The organism is Pseudomonas sp. P108 (assembly GCF_032613195.1).
In the GTDB taxonomy this organism is placed as follows: domain Bacteria; phylum Pseudomonadota; class Gammaproteobacteria; order Pseudomonadales; family Pseudomonadaceae; genus Aquipseudomonas.
In genome coordinates this window covers 940554-960518 of record NZ_CP126691.1, presented here as the reverse complement: position 1 = coordinate 960518, position 19965 = coordinate 940554, and the positions used below count along the sequence as shown (strand labels likewise).

At 57.1% G+C, this 19965-nt stretch carries 17 protein-coding genes and 1 other RNA gene; 11 read left to right on the top strand and 7 right to left on the bottom strand.

Annotation, left to right across the window (positions count from 1 at the left end; all coding sequences use genetic code 11):
- Positions 1-92 precede the first annotated feature (92 nt).
- Positions 93-659: a nucleotide exchange factor GrpE gene (gene grpE, locus QOM10_RS04025; protein ID WP_007915219.1), complete on the bottom strand. Its 567-nt coding sequence runs from the start codon at positions 657-659 to the stop codon at positions 93-95.
- A 240-nt stretch (positions 660-899) separates the two neighbouring features.
- On the opposite strand from grpE, the gene recN reads away from it, so the two are divergent.
- A complete protein-coding gene (gene recN / locus QOM10_RS04020) occupies positions 900-2573 on the top strand; it encodes a DNA repair protein RecN (RefSeq protein WP_316917643.1) in 1674 nt (557 codons plus the stop codon).
- Positions 2574-2648: 75 nt separating this feature from the next.
- Here the strand turns inward: recN and fur are convergent, their stop codons facing one another.
- The gene (gene fur, locus QOM10_RS04015; RefSeq protein WP_007915216.1) at positions 2649-3053 is read right to left on the bottom strand and encodes a ferric iron uptake transcriptional regulator; all 405 of its coding nucleotides are present in this window, start codon (positions 3051-3053) and stop codon (positions 2649-2651) included.
- A gap of 97 nt (positions 3054-3150) precedes the next feature.
- Here fur and QOM10_RS04010 point away from each other — a divergent pair, with 97 nt between their 5' ends.
- The gene (locus tag QOM10_RS04010) at positions 3151-3678 is read left to right on the top strand and encodes an outer membrane protein assembly factor BamE (protein ID WP_007915215.1); all 528 of its coding nucleotides are present in this window, start codon (positions 3151-3153) and stop codon (positions 3676-3678) included.
- A gap of 59 nt (positions 3679-3737) precedes the next feature.
- Here the strand turns inward: QOM10_RS04010 and QOM10_RS04005 are convergent, their stop codons facing one another.
- From QOM10_RS04005 to QOM10_RS03995, 3 genes are read right to left on the bottom strand one after another with little or no spacing between them, the layout of a single operon-like run.
- Positions 3738-4052, bottom strand: a complete 315-nt coding sequence (locus tag QOM10_RS04005) for an RnfH family protein (protein ID WP_137219101.1) — start codon at positions 4050-4052, stop codon at positions 3738-3740.
- Positions 4045-4479, bottom strand: coding sequence for a type II toxin-antitoxin system RatA family toxin (locus tag QOM10_RS04000; protein WP_016986510.1), 435 nt, complete (start codon positions 4477-4479; stop codon positions 4045-4047). The genes QOM10_RS04005 and QOM10_RS04000 overlap by 8 nt, the downstream gene beginning before the upstream one ends.
- Before the next feature lie 7 nt (positions 4480-4486).
- Positions 4487-5890 carry a sodium-dependent transporter gene (locus QOM10_RS03995; protein ID WP_150749595.1) on the bottom strand — a complete coding sequence of 468 codons (1404 nt, stop codon included), beginning with the start codon at positions 5888-5890 and terminating at the stop codon, positions 4487-4489.
- 119 nt (positions 5891-6009) lie between these two features.
- Here QOM10_RS03995 and smpB point away from each other — a divergent pair, with 119 nt between their 5' ends.
- Complete coding sequence (gene smpB / locus QOM10_RS03990; RefSeq protein WP_008088297.1) at positions 6010-6492, top strand: SsrA-binding protein SmpB; 483 nt, start codon at positions 6010-6012, stop codon at positions 6490-6492.
- Positions 6493-6611: 119 nt separating this feature from the next.
- Here the strand turns inward: smpB and QOM10_RS03985 are convergent, their stop codons facing one another.
- A complete protein-coding gene (locus QOM10_RS03985) occupies positions 6612-7379 on the bottom strand; it encodes an FCD domain-containing protein (RefSeq protein WP_007915207.1) in 768 nt (255 codons plus the stop codon).
- A gap of 262 nt (positions 7380-7641) precedes the next feature.
- Between QOM10_RS03985 and QOM10_RS03980 the strand changes: the two genes are divergently transcribed.
- The 8 genes from QOM10_RS03980 (at position 7642) to QOM10_RS03945 (ending at position 17587) form a co-directional block, all read left to right on the top strand.
- Positions 7642-9336, top strand: a complete 1695-nt coding sequence (locus QOM10_RS03980; RefSeq protein WP_316917642.1) for a lactate permease LctP family transporter — start codon at positions 7642-7644, stop codon at positions 9334-9336.
- A 161-nt stretch (positions 9337-9497) separates the two neighbouring features.
- Positions 9498-10322, top strand: coding sequence for a (Fe-S)-binding protein (locus QOM10_RS03975; RefSeq protein ID WP_007915202.1), 825 nt, complete (start codon positions 9498-9500; stop codon positions 10320-10322).
- Complete coding sequence (locus QOM10_RS03970; RefSeq protein ID WP_316917641.1) at positions 10319-11773, top strand: LutB/LldF family L-lactate oxidation iron-sulfur protein; 1455 nt, start codon at positions 10319-10321, stop codon at positions 11771-11773. The genes QOM10_RS03975 and QOM10_RS03970 overlap by 4 nt, the downstream gene beginning before the upstream one ends.
- A complete protein-coding gene (locus QOM10_RS03965) occupies positions 11773-12444 on the top strand; it encodes a lactate utilization protein C (protein ID WP_127925778.1) in 672 nt (223 codons plus the stop codon). The genes QOM10_RS03970 and QOM10_RS03965 overlap by 1 nt, the downstream gene beginning before the upstream one ends.
- Complete coding sequence (locus QOM10_RS03960) at positions 12441-15251, top strand: FAD-binding and (Fe-S)-binding domain-containing protein (protein WP_316917640.1); 2811 nt, start codon at positions 12441-12443, stop codon at positions 15249-15251. The genes QOM10_RS03965 and QOM10_RS03960 overlap by 4 nt, the downstream gene beginning before the upstream one ends.
- A 130-nt stretch (positions 15252-15381) precedes the next feature.
- The gene (locus QOM10_RS03955; protein WP_316917639.1) at positions 15382-15663 is read left to right on the top strand and encodes a hypothetical protein; all 282 of its coding nucleotides are present in this window, start codon (positions 15382-15384) and stop codon (positions 15661-15663) included.
- Positions 15664-15759: 96 nt separating this feature from the next.
- Positions 15760-16148, top strand: a transfer-messenger RNA (tmRNA) gene (ssrA, locus tag QOM10_RS03950).
- 185 nt (positions 16149-16333) lie between these two features.
- On the top strand, positions 16334-17587 hold the full coding sequence (locus tag QOM10_RS03945; protein ID WP_316917638.1) for an integrase domain-containing protein: 1254 nt from the start codon (positions 16334-16336) through the stop codon (positions 17585-17587).
- 564 nt (positions 17588-18151) lie between these two features.
- Here the strand turns inward: QOM10_RS03945 and QOM10_RS03940 are convergent.
- On the bottom strand, positions 18152-19882 hold the full coding sequence (locus tag QOM10_RS03940; RefSeq protein ID WP_316917637.1) for a hypothetical protein: 1731 nt from the start codon (positions 19880-19882) through the stop codon (positions 18152-18154).
- Positions 19883-19965 lie beyond the last annotated feature (83 nt).

The window sequence follows — 19965 nt, the reverse complement described above, 5'->3', positions numbered from 1 at the left end:
CCGAAACTTTGGATTTTGTTGCCGCAGCAGTGGTGGCTAACTGCGGTAATACTTAAACGCTTGACTTCTAAATGGGGGCCTTGCGGCTAATTTCAAGCCTTCTCGTCGATCGAAGGCGAAATTGGCGCAGGCGCCTTGCTGACCACAACCATGGCCGGGCGCAACAGGCGACCGTTGAGCTGGTAGCCCTTCTGGAACACCTTCAGAACGCTGTTCGGTTCTACGTCGGCGCTTTCCTGCATGGCCATCGCCTGATGCTGAACGGCGTTGAACGGCTCGCCATGCGGGTCGATCGCTTCCAGCTGATAACGCTTGAGGGTGTCGTGGAACATTTTCAGCGTCAGCTCGATGCCTTCGCGCATCGGACGGATGCTTTCGTCGTCCGGGTTCGACAGCTCAAGGCCGCGCTCCAGACTGTCGACGATCGGCAACAGGTCGCCGGCGAATTTTTCCAGGGCAAACTTGTGCGCCTTCTCGACATCCTGCTCGGCACGGCGACGGACGTTCTGCAGATCGGCAGCAACACGCAGAGACTGATCCTGCGCGGCGGCCAATTGCTCTTCGAGCACTTGTACACGGGTCGCCAGGTCATCACCCGAACCTTCGGGCGCCTGATTGGCTTCTGGGTTTTGCGTATCTACTGTCTGTTCGTCAGCCATAGAATTCTCCTTTCAATTTCGTCCGCGAGCCTGACTCGCGCTTCTGCCCCGATATATGGGGCCGCAAAATCAGGCTTCAAGGGCTTTCAACCATTAACCCTACAAAAAAGTGCCACATTCTCATTCCTGAATGCGCTAAGCAGTTTTTATGTTCAAGCGAATCGAGCTAAGGGAGGGCATTGTCAGCCCGAAACAAAACACTGTATAAATAACCAGACCTAAAGCCTGGGAGCGGCCTTTATGCTGGTGCACCTGTCCGTACATAACTACGCCATCGTTGAACACCTCGATCTCGAACTCGATCGCGGGATGAGCGTGATCACAGGGGAAACCGGCGCCGGCAAGTCGATCATGCTCGACGCCCTGGGCCTGACCCTTGGTGATCGTGCCGACAGCGGCGTGGTTCGCCCCGGTGCCGACAAGGCCGATATCCTTGCGACCTTCGATCTGGCCGACATCCCTGAAGCCAGCACGTGGCTGGCCGAGCGCGATCTGGAGACGGATGGCCCGTGCATTCTGCGCCGGGTAATCACGTCGGAGGGTCGCTCGCGCGGCTACATCAACGGCACCCCTTGCCCACTGGGCGATCTCAAGTCGCTGGGCGAGTTGTTGATCGATATCCACAGCCAGCATGAACACCAGTCCCTGCTGAAAACTGATACCCATCGCCGTTTGCTGGACGAGTACGCCGGCGCCACCGATCTGGCGCGCCAGGTTCAGCTCGCCGCCCAGCGCTGGCGCCAGACTCGCCAGGAACTGGAGCGCCTCTCCAACTCCGGCGACGAACAACGCGCGCGCCATCAATTGCTGAGCTATCAACTCGAAGAACTGGAAAACCTCGGTCTCGGCGAGAACGAACTTGAGCAACTGGAGCAGGAACACAAAAACCTGACCAACGCCGAGACGCTGCTGGGCATTTGTCGGCAAGTGGTCGAGCAATGCAGCGAAAGCGATTCCGGCAATGTGTTGAACGCACTGACCGCCAGCCTCAATCGCCTGTCGAGCGTGAATAACTCCGTCGGCGCATTGGGCGAAGCCAGCAGCCTACTGACCAGCGCGCAGATCCAGGTCGAAGAGGCCGTCGGCGAACTCAACCGCTTCCTCGACAACTTCGATGCCGATCCGGCGCGCCTGCAATATCTGGAAGAGCGTCTCGACGCGATCTACACGCTGGCGCGCAAACACCGGATTCAGCCGACCGAGGTCGGGGAAATGCAGCAGAAGTTGCTGGATGAGATAGAAACCCTCAACGCCAATGACGAGTCCATCGAGCGCCTGGGAGAAGAACTGGCTTCCTACGCGCGCCACTATCAAGAGAAGGCGCGGGAGCTGAGCGATTTGCGTCATCAGGCTGCCAGCAGTCTCGCCAGCGCGGTTGAACAGGAAATTCAGCGTCTGGGCATGCCCGGAGGTCGATTCACCATTGAATTAAAGGCCAATAGCAGCGACGAATTGCTGCCCAACGGGCTGGAACAGGTCGAATTGCTGGTCAGCGCCAACCCGGGCCAACCACTGAAGGCGCTGGCAAAAGTCGCTTCTGGTGGCGAACTGTCACGGATCAGCCTGGCGATTCAGGTCATCACCGCACAGACATCCCGTGTTCCGACGCTGGTGTTCGACGAAGTGGACGTCGGCATTGGTGGCCCTACCGCTGAAATTGTCGGCCAGCTGCTGCGCCGTCTCGGGGATCGCGGCCAGGTACTGACCGTGACGCACTTGCCTCAGGTGGCAGCGCAGGGTCATCAGCATCTGTTCGTGCACAAGGTGCGGGGCGAACAGGCGACGCACACCGCCGTCTCCAAACTGAGCAAGAACGAGCGCATAGAAGAAGTGGCGCGGATGCTCGGCGGCATCGATCTGACCAAGGAATCCCTGGCCCACGCGAAAAAAATGGTTGTGACCGCCAAGGTTTGACAACGACAGAAAGCACGAAGGCGACCCTTGGGTCGCCTTCGTTCGTTTCGCGAATATGAAATTCGCGCGACATGCTTACTTTTTCTTGCGGATGTACAGCACCAGGTTGTGATCCACCAACTCGACACCGTGCTCCTCGGCAATTGCCTTCTGAAGCTTTTCGATTTCCGGGCTGACGAATTCGACAACCTCACCGGTTTCCACGTTAACCATGTGGTCGTGGTGACCACTGTCGGCCAACTCGAAAACCGCATGGCCACCGTCGAAGTTGTGACGGACCACGAGGCCAGCCGCTTCGAACTGGGTCAGAACACGGTAAACCGTGGCCAGACCGACGTCCTCGCCAGCTTCCATCAACGCCTTGTAGACGTCCTCGGCACTCATGTGACGCTGCTCGGTGGAGTCGAGCATTTGCAGGATCTTGACCCGTGGCAGGGTCACTTTAAGGCCGGCTTTGCGTAGTTCGCTATTTTCAACCATGGTCAGCTTTCTCGCGATGCTGCTTCGCAGCTTCTCTTAATGCGGGTATGATCGGCGTTTACGTTGTCCCAGCCAAGATAGTGGAAGTCGCCCACCGATGCAAAACACCAAGCTCTTGCTAACCAGTTTCACCTTTGTGGGACTGCTCGCACTCGCCGGTTGTTCATTCCCCGGGGTTTACAAAATCGACATCCAGCAGGGCAATGTCGTCACGCAGGACATGATAGACCAGTTACGCCCGGGAATGACCCGGCCGCAAGTACGGTTTATCATGGGTAACCCTCTGCTTGTCGACACGTTCCATGCCGATCGCTGGGATTATCTGTACAGCCTGCAACCGGGTGGCGGTGAACGCCAACAGGAACGCATCAGCGTTATTTTCAACTCAAACGACCAGCTTGTCAGCCTGTCCGGTGACTTTATGCCGGGCGTAAGCCGTGACGAAGCCATTCTCGGCAAGGACAGTGGCACTACGGTGACCGCTCCTGCTGAAAACGCCGAGAAGCCAACACCGGAAAAACCGGTGAAGCCAGGTTCCTTGCTGGATCAGATCCAGAAGGACGTCGATGGTGTAGAAACCGTTCCGGTTCCGACACCAGAGCCGCTGGACACCTCGCCGCAATAATTGGCGAGACAATAAAAAACCCGGAAACTCCGGGTTTTTTATTGTCTGCGATTGGGTTTTTACGCGTTTCGGGCCTTGGCTTCGGCAGCCTTGGCCGCACGCAACCGCCGTACCTCTTTCGGATCGGCCAGCAATGGTCGGTAAATCTCGATGCGCTCCCCTGCCTGAATCAGCCGCGAATCCGGGTCAGTAACCACTTTGCCAAAAATGCCCAATGGACATTCCGCCAGATTCAGCTCAGGGAACTCGCCACCGATACCCGACGCAAGCACCGCAGCCCGCACCGTTGCGCCGTCATTTATGCTAACCGAGCGCAAAACCTGACGATCCACGGCCGCGTACACCACCTCTATCTCGATCACCGGCTCAACCATGCATCTGCTTGGCGCGCTGGCAAAACGCGTCCACCAGCGTATTGGCGGCCTGATTGAACAGCGGCCCCAACGTCGCGCGCACCAGCGGCCCGGCATAGTCGAAAGACAGATCCAGACTGATCTTGCAGGCCTTCTCGTTCAACACCTTGAACACCCAGACACCGTGCAACTGATTGAACGGCCCCTCTTCAAGGTTCATCTCGATCGACTGCCCTGGCACCAGCGTATTACGCGTCACGAAATGCTGGCTGAGACCACCCTTCGCTACGCCAACACTGGCGCGCATATGCTCCGGCGAGCTTTCCAGTACCTCGGCCGACGAGCACCACGGCAGAAATTCCGGGTAGCGTGCCACGTCATTCACCAGGTCGTAGAGAAATTGCGCCGGGTACGGCAGCAATGCCGATCGTTGAATATGTGTCGTCATGTGAGCGTTACTTCCAGAGCTGAGCGGCAAACACTACAAGAATGCCGATGGGCGCCACGTAGCGCATCAAGAACAAAGACAGGGCGAACAGTACCGGGTTGCGGATCGACAACTCGTCGCGTACCGCTTCACGCCCCATCACCCATCCAGCAAACAGCACGAAACACAGGCCACCGAGCGGCAACATGATCCGCGAGGTGAAGAAATCGATCACGCCAAAGAAGTCCAGACCGCTCTGCGCTCCCCATTGGTAGAGGTGGAACATCCCGCCTTCGTTCACGAAAAATTTGGCTTCCTTCCAGATATTGAAGGAGAACACCGTGCCCAGACCGACGAACCAGCAGATGAACGCCAGCCAGAAAGTCACCCACGCGCGACTGACTTTCGTGCGCTCAACCAGATAGGCAACCATCGGTTCCAGAAGCGAAATCGCCGAACTCCAGGCCGCAATCGCCACCAGCACAAAGAACACCACGCCCATCAATTGACCAAAAGCCACATTACCAAAGGCAAATGGCAGGCTGACGAACATCAAGCCTGGTCCTTCGCTAGGGTTCAGCCCCCCGGCAAACACAATCGGGAACAAGGCCAGACCGGCGACCAGCGACACAAAGGTATCGAGCAGCGCCACGCCGACAACCGTGCCGGACAGCGACGAACTCTTCGGCATGTAAGCGCCGTAGATCATGATCGAGCCGACACCGACGCTCAGCGAGAAGAACGCGTGGCCCATCGCCGGCAACAAGCCGTCGAGGACTTTTTCCGGGTGGAAGTCGAACATGAAATGCACGCCTTCCATGAAATGCCCGGTGGTCATGCTGTAACCCAGCAATACCAGGATCATCACGAACAGCAGCGGCATCATGATGCGCAAGCTGCGCTCAAGTCCGGCAACCACGCCTTTGGCGATCACATAGGCTGACAGCAGCATGAAAATCGTGTGCCAAAGTGTCAGGCGCCATGGATTGGAGATGACATTGCCGAAATAAGCGCCGACCTGATCGGCCGTCGCGCCCTGGAAGTCACCGCGGCCCATATCGACGATGTAGTCCAGCGACCAACCGCCCACCACACTATAGAAAGACAGGATCAGCAAGGCCGTGATCATCCCGGCAAACGCTCCCCACGACCATTTGCCCGAGTGCCCGGCTTCCAGCGCCAGCACCTTCAAGGCGTTCGCCGGACTTTGCCGGGCGCGCCGGCCGATCAGGGTTTCAGCGAGCATGACCGGGATGCCGATCAGCGCGATGCACGCCAGAAACATCAGTACAAACGCACCGCCGCCGTAGACCCCGACCATGTAGGGGAACTTCCAGATACTACCCAGTCCCACGGCCGAACCGGTCGCGGCGAGTATGAATACCCAGCGGCTAGCCCAACTGCCGTGGACAGAAACCTTGTCTGTCGACATCGTTTATCACGCCCAAGCGTTAGAAAAAGAGGCCGCATTGTCCGGGATTCACTCAACCTGCTCAAGCACGCAGCATCACCGTAGCCGACAGCCGTTTATCTCCATATAATGCCGCCCCTATGGCTAAACAGAAGAAACACCCAACAGGGACCATCGCGCAGAACAAAAAGGCGCGACACGATTACTTCATCGAGCACAAGTTCGAGGCTGGTCTGGTCCTGGCCGGCTGGGAAGTAAAAAGTCTGCGGGCAAGCAAGCTACAGCTGGTCGACAGCTACGTCCTGCTCAAGGATGGCGAAGCGTGGTTGCTCGGCAGCCACATCACGCCTCTGATGACCGCAAGCACCCACGTCATCGCTGACCCGGTGCGCACACGCAAATTGCTGCTCAACCGCCGCGAGCTGGAAAAGCTTGCCGCGATGGTGCAGCAAAAGGGTTACGCCTGCGTCTGCCTGTCCTGGTACTGGAGCAAGCACATGGTCAAGTGCGAAATTGCTCTGGGCAAGGGCAAGAAGGAATACGACAAGCGTGACACCGAGCGCGAACGCGATGCCGGTCGTGAGCTGCAGCGTGCCGTGCGCAACAAGGGCAAGGAAGATTAATTTCTTCTGCCTTTAAAGTGTATTCGCGAGCAGGCTCGCTCCCACATTTGGAGTGCATTTCAATGTGGGAGCGAGCCTGCTCGCGAAAGCTATTGCAGCATCAACACAAAAACAACTGATCACATCCCCTTGCGCCGCTCCGCCCGGGCCATGCGCTGAACCTCCTGCCGCACCTCTTCCAGCACTTCCTGCACATACAAAATGTGTCGACTGGAGACTTCCCGCGCCTGCTCCGCGCGCCCTTCAATAATCGCCAGATACAATTCCCGGTGCTGGGTGATCAGCATGTCGCGGGTTTCCGTGCGCTGCTTGTACATGCCGCCGATATTGGTGACGACGTTGCGCTTAAGCAGATCGAACAGCCCGCGAATGGTGTGCAGCAACACTGCGTTATGGCTGGCTTCAGCAATCGCCAGATGAAATTTCGCATCCGCTGCGCCCTCCTCCGCCCGGCTTACTTCATCGTGGCGCGAATAGCAGTCCTGGAGCTCTTCGAACGCTGCAGTCAACCGCTCGCGATCCACATCCGTAGCGCGCAATGCTGCGTAATAGGCGCACGATGCCTCCAGAGTGTGGCGAAATTCCAGTAGATCGCGCTGCGCCTCGGGATTGCTTTCGAGCAATTGCAGCAGCGGATCACTGAACGTTGAGCCCAGGCTCTCGACCACATAATTGCCGCCACCTTGGCGACTGACCAGCAGCCCTTTCGCCGCCAGTTTCTGAATCGCTTCACGCAGCGACGGCCGTGATACGCCAAATTGTTCGGCCAGCGTGCGCTCCGCCGGCAACCGCTCACCGGACTTCAGCGTGCCCTCAAGGATCATCCCCTCGAGTCGCTCGACAATATCGTCAGACAAACGGCGCTGCCGAATCTGATCAAACCCCATAACTCATTTCTCCACGATCCCGACCGCTCGCCGGGCTCTCTATTCTGGCCTATCGGCGCCGTGTCGACACCTACCAGACGCCACTTGCCGAAACCGGATCAGATGCGATCTGCACCGCTTGTTCGACAAAAGTTTCAGGGCGACAAATTGACACACCGACATCAAGGCTTTTACCCTAGCCAACAGCGATTGTAAATTGGTCTTACCAATTATCCAAGAACGCTGACAGTGCCTGACCAACAACAATTAGGGGCCACCCCATATGCAAACCTGGCAACAGCTCTACAGCCCGCTCGGCAGTCTCGGCGTGTCCGCACTCGCGGCCGTCATCCCCATCGTGTTCTTTTTCCTCGCATTAGCGGTGTTCCGCCTCAAAGGCCATGTGGCCGGGAGCATCACCCTCGCGCTGTCGATTGCCGTGGCGATCTTCGCATTCCAGATGCCGGTCGATATGGCCTTCGCCGCCGCCGGGTATGGCTTCGCCTACGGTCTGTGGCCGATTGCCTGGATCATTGTCGCGGCGGTGTTCCTCTACAAACTGACGGTGAAAAGTGGTCAGTTCGAGGTCATTCGCAGTTCGGTGTTATCGATTACTGACGACCAGCGCCTGCAAGTGCTGCTGATCGGTTTCTGCTTCGGTGCTTTCCTGGAAGGTGCCGCCGGTTTCGGTGCGCCGGTGGCGATTACTGCCGCACTTCTGGTCGGACTGGGCTTCAACCCGCTGTACGCCGCCGGCCTGTGCCTGATCGCCAACACCGCACCGGTTGCGTTTGGCGCATTGGGGATTCCGATCATTGTTGCCGGCCAAGTCACCGGCATCGACGCGTTCAAGATCGGCGCCATGACCGGTCGCCAACTGCCGCTGCTGTCGTTGTTCGTGCCGTTCTGGCTGGTGTTCATGATGGACGGCCTGCGCGGCGTGCGTGAAACCTGGCCGGCTGCACTGGTTGCAGGCTTGAGCTTCGCCGTCACCCAATACTTCACTTCCAACTTCATCGGCCCGGAGCTGCCAGACATCACCTCGGCCTTGGCCAGCCTGATTTCCCTGACCCTGTTCCTGAAAGTCTGGCAGCCAAAACGCGCCGCCGGCCAACACATCGCCGGTGCCGTTTCCGCCTCGGTGGTGACCGCCAGCGTCGGCGGTTTCGGTCAAAAGCGCAGCACCGTGGCTTCGCCTTACAGCCTCGGGGAAATTTTCAAAGCGTGGTCGCCGTTCCTGATCCTCACCGTGCTGGTAACGATCTGGACGCTGAAACCTTTCAAGGCGATGTTTGCCGCTGGCGGTTCGATGTACAGCTGGGTGTTCAACTTCGCGATTCCGCACCTTGATCAACTGGTGATCAAGACCGCACCGATTGTGGCCGCTCCAACAGCAATCCCGGCGGTGTTCAAACTCGACCCGATTTCCGCGACCGGCACGGCGATTTTCTTCTCCGCGCTGATCTCGATGCTGGTGCTGAAGATCAATTTCAAAACTGGTCTGACCACTTTGAAAGAGACCTTCTATGAACTGCGCTGGCCAATCCTGTCGATCGGTATGGTGCTGGCCTTCGCCTTCGTCACCAACTACTCCGGCATGTCTTCGACCATGGCGCTGGTATTGGCCGGAACCGGCGCGGCATTCCCGTTCTTCTCGCCGTTCCTCGGCTGGCTCGGCGTGTTCCTCACTGGTTCGGATACTTCGTCCAACGCGCTGTTCAGTTCGCTGCAGGCGACCACTGCGCACCAGATCGGCGTCAATGACACCCTGCTAGTGGCAGCCAATACCAGCGGCGGCGTGACCGGCAAGATGATCTCGCCACAATCGATCGCAGTGGCCTGCGCCGCGACCGGCCTGGTGGGCAAGGAATCGGATCTGTTCCGCTTCACCCTCAAGCACAGCCTATTCTTTGCAACGATTGTCGGTCTGATCACCCTGGCTCAGGCCTACTGGTTCACCGGCATGCTCGTGCACTAAACCTACAAGACGCTTACAAGAAGCATGGAAAAAACCGACGCCGGTCCGTGATGCCGGCGTCAGCAATTCACAACCCGGTCTGTAAGGCTGCTGAAAGCAACGCTCTCTATATTCAGCAGCCGCCACAGACGGATAACCGGGCCCACCCGGAGACACGCCTGATGAGCGAGCTTTTTTACAACGCCGTGCCGAACGCGACCCGTGTGGCACCGCCACTGCCCGAACCTCGGCAATACCCCAGCGAGAAACCGTCGCGGGTCTACCTGTTCGGCACCTGCGTGGTCGACCTGTTCTACCCCGAAGCCGGGATGGACGCGATCCACTTGCTGGAGCGCGAAGGGATTCGGGTCGAGTATCCGCAAGGGCAGAGTTGCTGCGGCCAACCGGCCTACACCTCGGGTTACACCGAGCAGGCGCGGACCGTGGCGCGCTCGCAACTGGCGCTGTTTGCCGGGGATTATCCGGTGGTGGTGCCGTCGGGTTCCTGCGCCGGCATGCTGCGCGAGCATTACGCCGACTTGTTCAAGGATGAGCCGGAAACGCTGAAACAGGTTCAGGCCCTCGCAGCCCGCACCTATGAACTGGCCGAGTTTCTGCTGTTCGTCTGCAAAGTGCAGCTCAAGGACAGCGGCGAGCCGGTCAAAGTCGCGCTGCACACCTCGTGTTCGGCACGCCGCGAAATGAACACCCACCTGCACGGCCGCGAGTTGTTGGCGCAGTTGAGCAACGTGGAACGGGTCAACCATGACCACGAAAGCGAATGCTGTGGCTTCGGCGGAACATTCAGCGTCCGTATGCCAGACATTTCCGGCGCGATGGTGGCTGACAAGACCAAAGCGTTGAAGGATTCCGGGGCGCACAAGGTGTTGAGCGCCGACTGTGGCTGTTTGATGAACATCAACGGCGCATTGGAGAAACAAAAAGAAGCGCTGCGCGGGCAACATCTCGCCAGCTTCTTGTGGCAACGAACCGGGGGTGCGCAATGAGCACTTCCGCGATTATTCCTACGGTCGCCGTAGAAGAAGATTTCCGCACCCGGGCACACAATGCCTTGGGTGATCAGCAGCTACGGAACAACTTCCGCACTGCGATGGACTCACTGATGGCCAAGCGGGCAGCCGCTTTCAGTGATGCCCATGAAAGAGAACATTTGCGCGCACTGGGCAATTCGATCAAAGCCCGCGCGCTCTCCAAGTTGCCCGACCTGCTCGAGCAACTGGAACAGAACCTGACCCGCAACGGTGTGACAGTGCACTGGGCGGAAACGGTGGACGAGGCCAATGGCATCGTCTTATCGATCATCCGCGCTCACGAGGCGCGGCAAGTGATCAAGGGCAAATCGATGGTCAGCGAAGAGATGGAGATGAACCATTTCCTCGAGGCTCGGGACATTGAATGTCTGGAGTCCGATATGGGGGAGTACATCGTCCAGCTCGACCACGAGAAGCCTTCACACATCATTATGCCGGCGATCCACAAGAATGCCGGTCAGGTCGCGTCCTTGTTCCACGACAAACTTGGCGTGGAATACACCAAGGACGTTGACCAACTCATTCAGATCGGTCGCAGAGTCCTGCGGCAGAAATTCTTCGAAGCGGACATCGGCGTCTCCGGTGTCAACTTCGCCGTGGCCGAAACCGGCACCCTGCTGCTGGTGGAAAACGAAGGCAACGGGCGCATGACCACCACCGTGCCCCCCGTGCACATCGCCGTCACCGGCATCGAAAAAGTCGTGGAAAACCTGCGTGACGTGGTGCCGTTGCTGTCACTGCTGACCCGCTCGGCGCTGGGCATTCCGATCACCACTTACGTCAACATGATTTCCGGCCCGCGCAAGGAACACGAACTCGACGGCCCGCAGGAAGTGCATCTGGTGTTGCTCGACAACGGTCGCAGTCAGGCTTTCGCCGACAGTGAATTGCGTCAGACCTTGAACTGCATTCGCTGCGGCGCCTGCATGAATCATTGCCCGGTCTATACCCGCGTCGGCGGCCACACTTATGGCGAGGTGTATCCGGGGCCGATCGGCAAAATCATCACCCCGCACATGGTTGGCCTGGCGAAAGTCCCGGATCATCCGAGCGCTTCGTCGTTGTGCGGTGCCTGCGGTGAAGTCTGCCCGGTAAAAATTCCTATCCCGGCGATCCTGCGGCGCCTGCGCGAAGAAAACGTCAAAGCCCCTGACAGCCCGAATCAAGTGATGCGCGGTCAGGGCAGCAAGTATTCGCGCAAGGAACGCTTTATCTGGAACGCCTGGGCCAGGCTCAACAGCTCTCCGACTTTGTATCGTTTGTTCAGTTTCTTCGCCACGCGCCTGCGTGCCCTGACTCCGAGTAACGTCGGTCCGTGGACCCAAAACCACAGCGCGCCGAAACCCGCCGCCCGCTCACTGCATGACATGGCCCGCGAGCATCTGGCCAAACAGGGAGACCGCTGATGAGCGCCAAGCAAAATATCCTCGGCAAGCTGCGGAAAAGTCTGACCGGCACCACGCCGATTGCCGACAACTTCGATGTCGATCTGGTGACGCAGCCTTACACCTACACTGCCGAACAGCGCATTCCGCAACTGCGCAAATTGATGGAAGCGGTGCACACCGAAACCCACCTGACCTCGGACGCAGAATGGCCGGCGCTGCTTGCGCAATTGCTGCGTGATCGCCAGTTGCCGAGCCTGTTGATCGCGCCGACGACAGCGCACGGGCAACGCATCACACAGCATTGGGCGAACAATCCTGATCTGCCAGCGCTGAAGTCCTACGACCGGCCGATGGAAGAGTGGAAAGCCGAGTTGTTCAACGACACCCCGGCCAGTCTCACCGGCACACTCGGTGCGATCGCAGCCACTGGCAGCCTGATTCTCTGGCCAACCCGTGAAGAACCACGGCTGATGAGCCTGGTGCCACCAGTGCATTTCGCCCTGCTCAAGGCCAGCGAAATCCGCGACAACTTCTATCAAGTGCAACAGGAATTCGAATGGGCGCAAGGCATGCCGACCAACGCGTTGCTGGTGTCCGGCCCTTCGAAAACCGCTGACATCGAGCAAGTACTGGCTTACGGCGCCCACGGCCCGAAAGACCTGGTGGTTCTGATCCTGGAGGACCAATGACGCTTCCAGCGAATTTCCTGCGTGATGCGCAACAACTGATTCCGGCCGAGCGCCGCTTTGATGATCCTTTATCGACTCTGGCCTTCGGCACCGATGCCAGTTTTTATCGGCTGATTCCGCAACTGGTGATTCGCGTCGAATCCGAAGATGAAGTTGTGGCGCTGTTGAAACTGGCTCAGCGTGACCACGTTCCGGTGACGTTCCGCGCGGCCGGCACCAGCCTCTCCGGCCAGGCGATCAGCGATTCCGTTTTGATCGTGCTTGGGGATAACTGGAACGCGCGCGAGATTCGTGGCCAAGGCACGCAAATCCGCCTGCAACCGGGAGTGATCGGCGCACAGGCCAACGCGTGGCTGGCACCGTTCGGGCGCAAGATCGGCCCGGATCCGGCGTCGATCAACGCCTGCAAGATCGGCGGGATCGTCGCCAACAACGCCAGCGGCATGTGCTGCGGCACCGCGCAAAACACCTACCACACGCTGGCCGGGATTCGCCTGGTGCTGGCCGATGGCACACGTCTGGATACCGAAGACGCTGCAAGTGTCGCGGCATTCCGCGTAAGCCACGGCGATCTGCTAGAGCGCTTGGCGACGTTAGGCCGCGAGACCCGCGCCAACGCCGAACTCGCTGCACGAATCCGCCACAAATACCGTCTGAAAAATACCACCGGTCTGTCCCTGAATGCCTTGGTGGATTTCGATGAGCCTGTGGATATCTTGAGCCACTTGCTGGTCGGTTCCGAAGGCACCCTCGGCTTCATCAGCGCGGTGACTTACGACACCGTGATCGATCACCCGAACAAGGCCTCGGCGCTGATCGTGTTCCCGGATGTGGAGACCTGCTGCAACGCGGTCACCGTGCTGAAAAGCCAACCGGTGTCCGCCGTGGAACTGTTGGATCGTCGCAGTCTGCGTTCGGTTCAGTACAAACCGGGCATGCCCGCTTTCGTACAACAGCTGTCGAACAATGCCTGCGCACTGCTGATCGAATCCCGCGCTGCCTCTTCCACTTTGCTGCAGGAACAACTGGCGCAGATCATGGCGTCGCTCAGTGGTTTCCCGGTGGAAAAGCAGGTCGACTTCACCGAAGACCCTGCCGAAAACGCCAAGCTATGGGCGATCCGCAAGGACACCTTCCCCGCCGTCGGCGCGGTGCGCAAAACCGGCACCACGGTGATCATCGAAGATGTGACTTTCCCGGTCGAACAACTGGCCATCGGCGTCAATCGCTTGATCGAGTTGTTCGACAAACATGCCTACGACGAAGCGATCCTTTTCGGACACGCGCTGGAAGGCAATCTGCACTTCGTCTTCACCCAAGGCTTCAACAACCCGGAAGAAGTCGCACGCTATCAAGCGTTCATGGACGACGTCGCGCAATTGGTGGCGGTGGAGTTCGGCGGCTCGTTGAAGGCTGAACATGGCACCGGGCGTAACATGGCGCCATTCGTGGAACTGGAATGGGGCAGCGACGCCTATCAGTTGATGTGGCAGCTCAAACGCCTGCTCGACCCTAACGGCATTCTCAACCCGGACGTGGTGCTCAGCGAGGATCCACAGATCCACCTCAAGCATCTGAAACCGCTGCCGGCGGCGGATGAGATTGTGGATAAGTGCATCGAGTGCGGTTTCTGCGAGCCGGTCTGCCCATCGAAAGGACTGACCCTGAGCCCGCGCCAGCGCATCGTGATCTGGCGCGATATTCAGGCGAAAAAACGAGCCGGCGTCGACACCACCGAACTGGAAAAAGCCTACGAGTACCAAGGCATCGAAACCTGCGCCGCCACTGGTCTGTGCGCGCAACGTTGCCCTGTAGGCATCAATACCGGTGAGCTGGTGAAAAAACTCCGAGCCCGGCACGCGACGCATCAGAAAACCGCCGACTGGATCGAAGGAAATTTCGCCAAGACCCTGCAAGGCGCACGCCTCACTCTGCACGTGGCCAACGGTGCGCGGATGCTGCTCGGGGCGCCGCGTCTGGCGAAACTTTCGGCAACCATTACGCGGCTGTCCAAAGGTCAGGTGCCGCTGTGGACGAATGCGATGCCGCAACCGGAGAAAGCCATTCGCTTCAGCCCGAGCGCGTCAGATGAACGCCCGCGCGTGGTCTATCTGGCTGCTTGCGTGTCACGAGTCATGGGCCCGGCGGCAGGTGACAAAGAGCAGATGTCGCTGTACGACAAAACCCGTGGGCTGCTGGAAAAGGCCGGCTACCAAGTGGTCTTCCCGGACAATCAGGACAACCTATGCTGCGGTCAGCCCTTCGCCTCCAAAGGCTACGCCGAACAAGCCGAACACAAGCGTCAGGAGCTGATCAGCGCACTGCTGCATGCCAGTCGCGGCGGTCTCGACCCGATCTACTGCGACACCAGTCCGTGCACGTTGCGTCTGGTTCAGGACGTAGGAGAAACCCGTCTGGATCTGTACGACCCGGTGCGCTTCATCCGTACGCACCTGCTCGAACGACTCGACTTCACCCCGCAAGACGCGCCGATTGCTGTGCACGTGACGTGCAGCACGCAACATCTGGGCGAAAGTCAGGCGTTGATTGATCTGGCGCGCAGATGCAGCAACAACGTGGTGATCCCGGAAGGTATTCATTGCTGCGGATTTGCTGGCGACAAAGGCTTCACCACACCTGAGCTGAACAGCCACTCGCTGCGCACGCTCAAGGATGCGGTGCAGCATTGCAGTGAGGGAATTTCCACCAGCCGCACCTGTGAGATCGGCCTGACGCAACACGGCGGAATCGACTACCACGGGCTGGTCTATCTGGTGGATCGCGTGACCCGAGCGAAGGCCTGCTGAAGAAAAATAGAACCCTTGAGTTCGACTGTAGTCCACAGATTAACCCCGACTGATCGGGGTTTTTCTTCCATACGGTTGCCCGTCCTGACGGCCAGCGAAGTCTGGACCCACTCGGTTCAAGGAGATACACATGAAACGTTCTGTACTGTTAGGTCTGTTCGTTACTGCATCGATGATGGCGTCCACTTCGTTTGCTGATGGCAAGCCTGCGGACCTGTGTGATGCCAATATTCAGACCATCAACAATGCCAAGGGGCAGCTAGCAGCCAAGCCCGAATTGAACCAGCGCGCTGAAACCAGCGTGAGCAAGGCTCAGGCGCTGAAGGCCCAAGGCAAGATCGACGACTGCATTGCGGAAACTTCACAGACCATCGTGGAACTGCGAAAAGCTACCGGCGGCTCCAATAACTGATCGAAGCCTGGGCCAACCTTCGGGTTGGCCTTGTGGGCCGATTGGCGTACACTGCACACGCTTGTTGCTCAAACAGATGTACTGAGCAATGAGTTCGGGGCCGTTTAGGATTCGACGCCGGTTGCGAAACTCTAGGTGCATGCCGACTTGGTAACAGAAGTCGTAAATCCACTGTTGCAACTACTTATAGTTGCCAATGACGACCAATACGGTGTTGCTCTCGCTGCTTAATTGCAGCTGACAATGCTCCTGGTACCTTCGGGTCCAGCAATCATCAGGGGATGTCTGTAAACCCAAAATGATTGTCATATAGAACAGAATCGCCGTGCAGTACGTTGTGGACGAAGCGGCTAAAACTTACACAACTCGCCCAAAGCACCCTGCCCTTCGGGTCGCTGAGGGTTAACTTAATAGAAACGGCTACGCATGTAGTACCGACAGCGGAGTACTGGCGGACGGGGGTTCAAATCCCCCCGGCTCCACCAACTTTACATCTAAAGACGTCCACGGACGTCTTTTTTTGTGCCTGAAGCCTAGCAAAATCAAGGCCTTAGGGTCTACCGGCGTCCATGGACGTCCGGCACAATCCACGACATCGGGTATTCCAGATGGTATTCCAAGCCCTTCAGTGGTAATTTCTGGAATACCAATTGATGTCATGGAACACCTCATGTGCGCCCAAGCCACCCGCCTCTCTGACCGCCAACTCAAAGCGGTAAAGCCGAAAGACAAGGACTACGTCCTCAGTGATGGAGACGGTCTACAGCTGCGTGTGAGGGTCAATGGCTCTACGCTATGGAACTTCAACTACCGGCAGCCGATTACCAAAAACCGCATCAATATGGGCCTCGGCACCTACCCAGCACTCTCGCTCGCTCAAGCCAGGAAGAAAACGGTCGAAGCCAGAGAACTTCTCGCTCAGGGCATCGACCCGAAAGAACAACGTAGCGAGCTGGCGCAGACAAAAAGGCAGGCAACCGAGCACACATTCGAGAACGTGGCGTCTGCCTGGTTTGAACTGAAAAAGGATTCTGTAACTCAGGCTTATGCCGAGGACATCTGGCGCTCGCTCACGCTGCATGTTTTTCCCACGCTAGGAACAACACCTATCTCGCAGATCAGTGCCCCAACGGTCATCGAACTGCTGCGCCCTCTTGAAACCAAAGGCAGCCTGGAGACAGTGAAGCGACTGACCCAACGGCTCAACGAGATCATGACCTACGGCGCGAACTCGGGAATGATCTTTGCCAACCCGCTCAGCGGCATTCGGGCTGTGTTCAAAAAGCCGAAAAAGCAAAACATGGCTGCCCTCCGCCCCGAAGAGCTGCCAGAGCTAATGGTCGCCATCGCCAATGCGAGCATAAAAAGAACTACACGCTGCCTGATTGAATGGCAACTCCATACCATGACCCGTCCTGCGGAAGCCGCCACGACCTCTTGGGCTGACATCGATCTAGACAAGAAAACTTGGACGATCCCAGCGGAGCGGATGAAGAAACGACGCGCTCACGTCATACCACTCACCGAACACGCACTGGCTCTACTTGAGACGATCAAACCCTACAGCGGCCACAGAGAGTATGTGTTCCCCGCCGATAGAGACCCGCGGACTCACTGCAACAGCCAGACAGCAAACATGGCTCTGAAGCGAATGGGCTTTGAAGGCCGATTGGTGAGTCATGGCATGCGCTCCATGGCCAGCACCATCCTGAACGAACAGGGATGGGACCCCGAGCTGATCGAGGTCGCACTTGCACACGTGGACAAAGACGAGGTGCGCAGCGCGTACAATCGTGCGGATTACATTGAGAGAAGACGCCCTATGATGACTTGGTGGAGCGAGCATATACAGCAAGCAGGAATGGGGAGCCTTTCACTGTCCGCAATGCAAGCCCATAAAAGAGGTAGGCTAGCACTCGTATAGTCAGCAGGACAAAAGAGATGATACTCACGTACAGTTAGCTACTCCTCATTGGGGCTGGCGTCCCAAATACATCGCAGGCGGCCATGAGGTTTGACTAGCGGGCGAGTTCAACTCAGTCAAGCCGCTAATCAACGGCCGGATTGCCGAGATGGTGTTCAATGCTGAAAAACTCATAGCGTTCGCGCCCTGTGGACAGATAAAAATAATCGCAGCGCACTGTAAACCCGGACTCAAAACGCTCAACCCGCAGGCCAAGGCATGATCATGCTCTCGCCAACCCCATGCAAATTACCTTCAGGGGCCGGCGGAGTGCGAAACTGCAGTTCTCATGACCACCCGCTTGCATTCGACCTGACCACCGAGTGCATCGGATTTGAACAGCACGCTTCGTTACCATGATCAGCATAAGATTTGCGCTTTGCTACCGGTTGCGACAGACAACAACCGGCAAAAGCAGCCCCTTATATATATCCCTTCAAGGTTAAAGCTGACATCGTGAGCCGCAATGCCCCCTATCTAAAATGGTCAGGTGTACACAAAGTCCAGCTTGAAAAAAACAACGGACTATGCTTTTCGAACCTCAAGCACTTTTAAATTGGCGTCCCCCCCAAAGTCCACACTAGACGTTGTGAAGCGTTCATCGCCCAAGATGCTTCGTGAGCCAGATTCATCACTTACTAGTAAAACTGACTCATGGGTAGCGAGAGCTGTCATCAAGGGACTTGCCAACATTTCGACACGGCCCCGTAAAAGCTGAGTTATAGCGATGTCTGAAAGCGTGACCGCTTCTAATTTTTCTATTATTTCGTCATCTACCGCCCAGACTTGTTTGCAATCAAATGCACTCGCTAGATCCTTGAGCGAACTTGCTATCTGTCGACTTCTAAGTTCCATCGAAGAAGACATATCGAGAACAATTACCCGATGCACTCCCCGACGAGAACCCGCTAGGCCAGTAACGATTTGTCTAAAGTATTCGAGAGCAGCAGTGGAGCCTGGGCGGAGCTCACCAATTACATGGCAACGCCCCCGCAGTTCCTCTAAAATATGTGTATCCGCTTTTCCGGCGGGTCCGTAGTTTACCAGTAAAATATTAGCGCTAGGGTGGGCCTTAGCGTAATCGGTAAGAACATCAACCCAAGGTCCACGTGCAGCCTTCTTGTAGTGTTTTACTTCGACGACGAGACCACAGACTTCTGAGCCACTCTCATGCTCCCGCCACCAACTATAATCCGGTTGCACGCCAGCCAAGCGCCCCTTCCCTACAGGATTGGCAAGGAAAGTGCGACGCTCAGAGACCAACGTCCAACTTGAATCTGCAAGCGTAGCGACTCTTGTTTCTCGAAAAGGAAAAGTAATCTCGCCGTTTTGGCTATGAACCGAGATGCCCGCTTCTCTGAATACGTCAATCTGCTCCGCCGCAACCCACGCGGCATAAAATTCATGGCGCCTAGTCCATACAGGGAGGTCGAGAAACGGTCTGAGCTCATCAATCGTCGCTTGAGCTCGGAATCTAATCCGTGGACATGATTTCAGGAGCGTTGATATATGGGAACCAACTTTTTGTTGTGTATCCCTGTCTGCCCACAGGACTTCATATGCTGCAATTAATTGGGATAGTTGATAATCGTGCTGAAAACGGCGGAGGCCGTCGAGTTCAGGCTCATTTTCTTGATTATTATTTGACCAAGTCAGATTTTTACGAGCAGTGATCAGATTAAAACCGGCGTCGGCAAAGATCTTCTGCGCTCGCAAGAGTATTGCCCAAAGGTCATGCATCCAAGGTTCGCCATCCACTCCCGGCGCATGGAGGGATGCCCAAGGCTTATTGGTATCCCAATAGCTATGTGAGTCTCCTTTTCGCACAGCTATAGGTTGAATTCGAAGCGCACTCGCTAGTTCATTCCATTCACCTAATGTTAGAACGGGACACTCTACTTCAACCCCGATATTTCTGAAAATCTTCTCCCATTGCTTGAAGTGTTCAACGGACTCCTCATAGTCATCAAACGAAATTTTCCAGTGCGCTGCACCTTGTGTTACTCCAGCACACTCAAACATTCGCAAAATGCCTTTGAGCATTTCAACGTAAGGTCCGGCAGTCGCAATAAAAGCCCGTATGAACTGTTCTGTGGTGCATCTCTCAAGTGCAATCTCAAGATTGCTCGCTTCAGCGTCCAAGGTTTGACGCAAGGCCTCCACAAAATCTGAATCACGTCCTTCTGGTTCAAGGCCGCATTGTGCCAGCGCATTCCAAGCATCGCGGCCGGTACGGTGGATTACATCTCCTGACATTCTTTGCTCCAAAGTTGAAAGGCCGCTGCACAGATGTATCTGTTATCACTGTGCATGCGGCACCTAGTTAAGGATGAACAATT

Bases quoted from the DNA above. Each gene is read 5' to 3' on its own strand.
- grpE (WP_007915219.1), bottom strand. From the start codon at position 659: ATGGCTGACGAACAGACAGTAGATACGCAAAACCCAGAAGCCAATCAG.
- recN (WP_316917643.1), top strand. From the start codon at position 900: ATGCTGGTGCACCTGTCCGTACATAACTACGCCATCGTTGAACACCTC.
- fur (WP_007915216.1), bottom strand. From the start codon at position 3,053: ATGGTTGAAAATAGCGAACTACGCAAAGCCGGCCTTAAAGTGACCCTG.
- QOM10_RS04010 (WP_007915215.1), top strand. From the start codon at position 3,151: ATGCAAAACACCAAGCTCTTGCTAACCAGTTTCACCTTTGTGGGACTG.
- QOM10_RS04005 (WP_137219101.1), bottom strand. From the start codon at position 4,052: ATGGTTGAGCCGGTGATCGAGATAGAGGTGGTGTACGCGGCCGTGGAT.
- QOM10_RS04000 (WP_016986510.1), bottom strand. From the start codon at position 4,479: ATGACGACACATATTCAACGATCGGCATTGCTGCCGTACCCGGCGCAA.
- QOM10_RS03995 (WP_150749595.1), bottom strand. From the start codon at position 5,890: ATGTCGACAGACAAGGTTTCTGTCCACGGCAGTTGGGCTAGCCGCTGG.
- smpB (WP_008088297.1), top strand. From the start codon at position 6,010: ATGGCTAAACAGAAGAAACACCCAACAGGGACCATCGCGCAGAACAAA.
- QOM10_RS03985 (WP_007915207.1), bottom strand. From the start codon at position 7,379: ATGGGGTTTGATCAGATTCGGCAGCGCCGTTTGTCTGACGATATTGTC.
- QOM10_RS03980 (WP_316917642.1), top strand. From the start codon at position 7,642: ATGCAAACCTGGCAACAGCTCTACAGCCCGCTCGGCAGTCTCGGCGTG.
- QOM10_RS03975 (WP_007915202.1), top strand. From the start codon at position 9,498: ATGAGCGAGCTTTTTTACAACGCCGTGCCGAACGCGACCCGTGTGGCA.
- QOM10_RS03970 (WP_316917641.1), top strand. From the start codon at position 10,319: ATGAGCACTTCCGCGATTATTCCTACGGTCGCCGTAGAAGAAGATTTC.
- QOM10_RS03965 (WP_127925778.1), top strand. From the start codon at position 11,773: ATGAGCGCCAAGCAAAATATCCTCGGCAAGCTGCGGAAAAGTCTGACC.
- QOM10_RS03960 (WP_316917640.1), top strand. From the start codon at position 12,441: ATGACGCTTCCAGCGAATTTCCTGCGTGATGCGCAACAACTGATTCCG.
- QOM10_RS03955 (WP_316917639.1), top strand. From the start codon at position 15,382: ATGAAACGTTCTGTACTGTTAGGTCTGTTCGTTACTGCATCGATGATG.
- QOM10_RS03945 (WP_316917638.1), top strand. From the start codon at position 16,334: ATGTGCGCCCAAGCCACCCGCCTCTCTGACCGCCAACTCAAAGCGGTA.
- QOM10_RS03940 (WP_316917637.1), bottom strand. From the start codon at position 19,882: ATGTCAGGAGATGTAATCCACCGTACCGGCCGCGATGCTTGGAATGCG.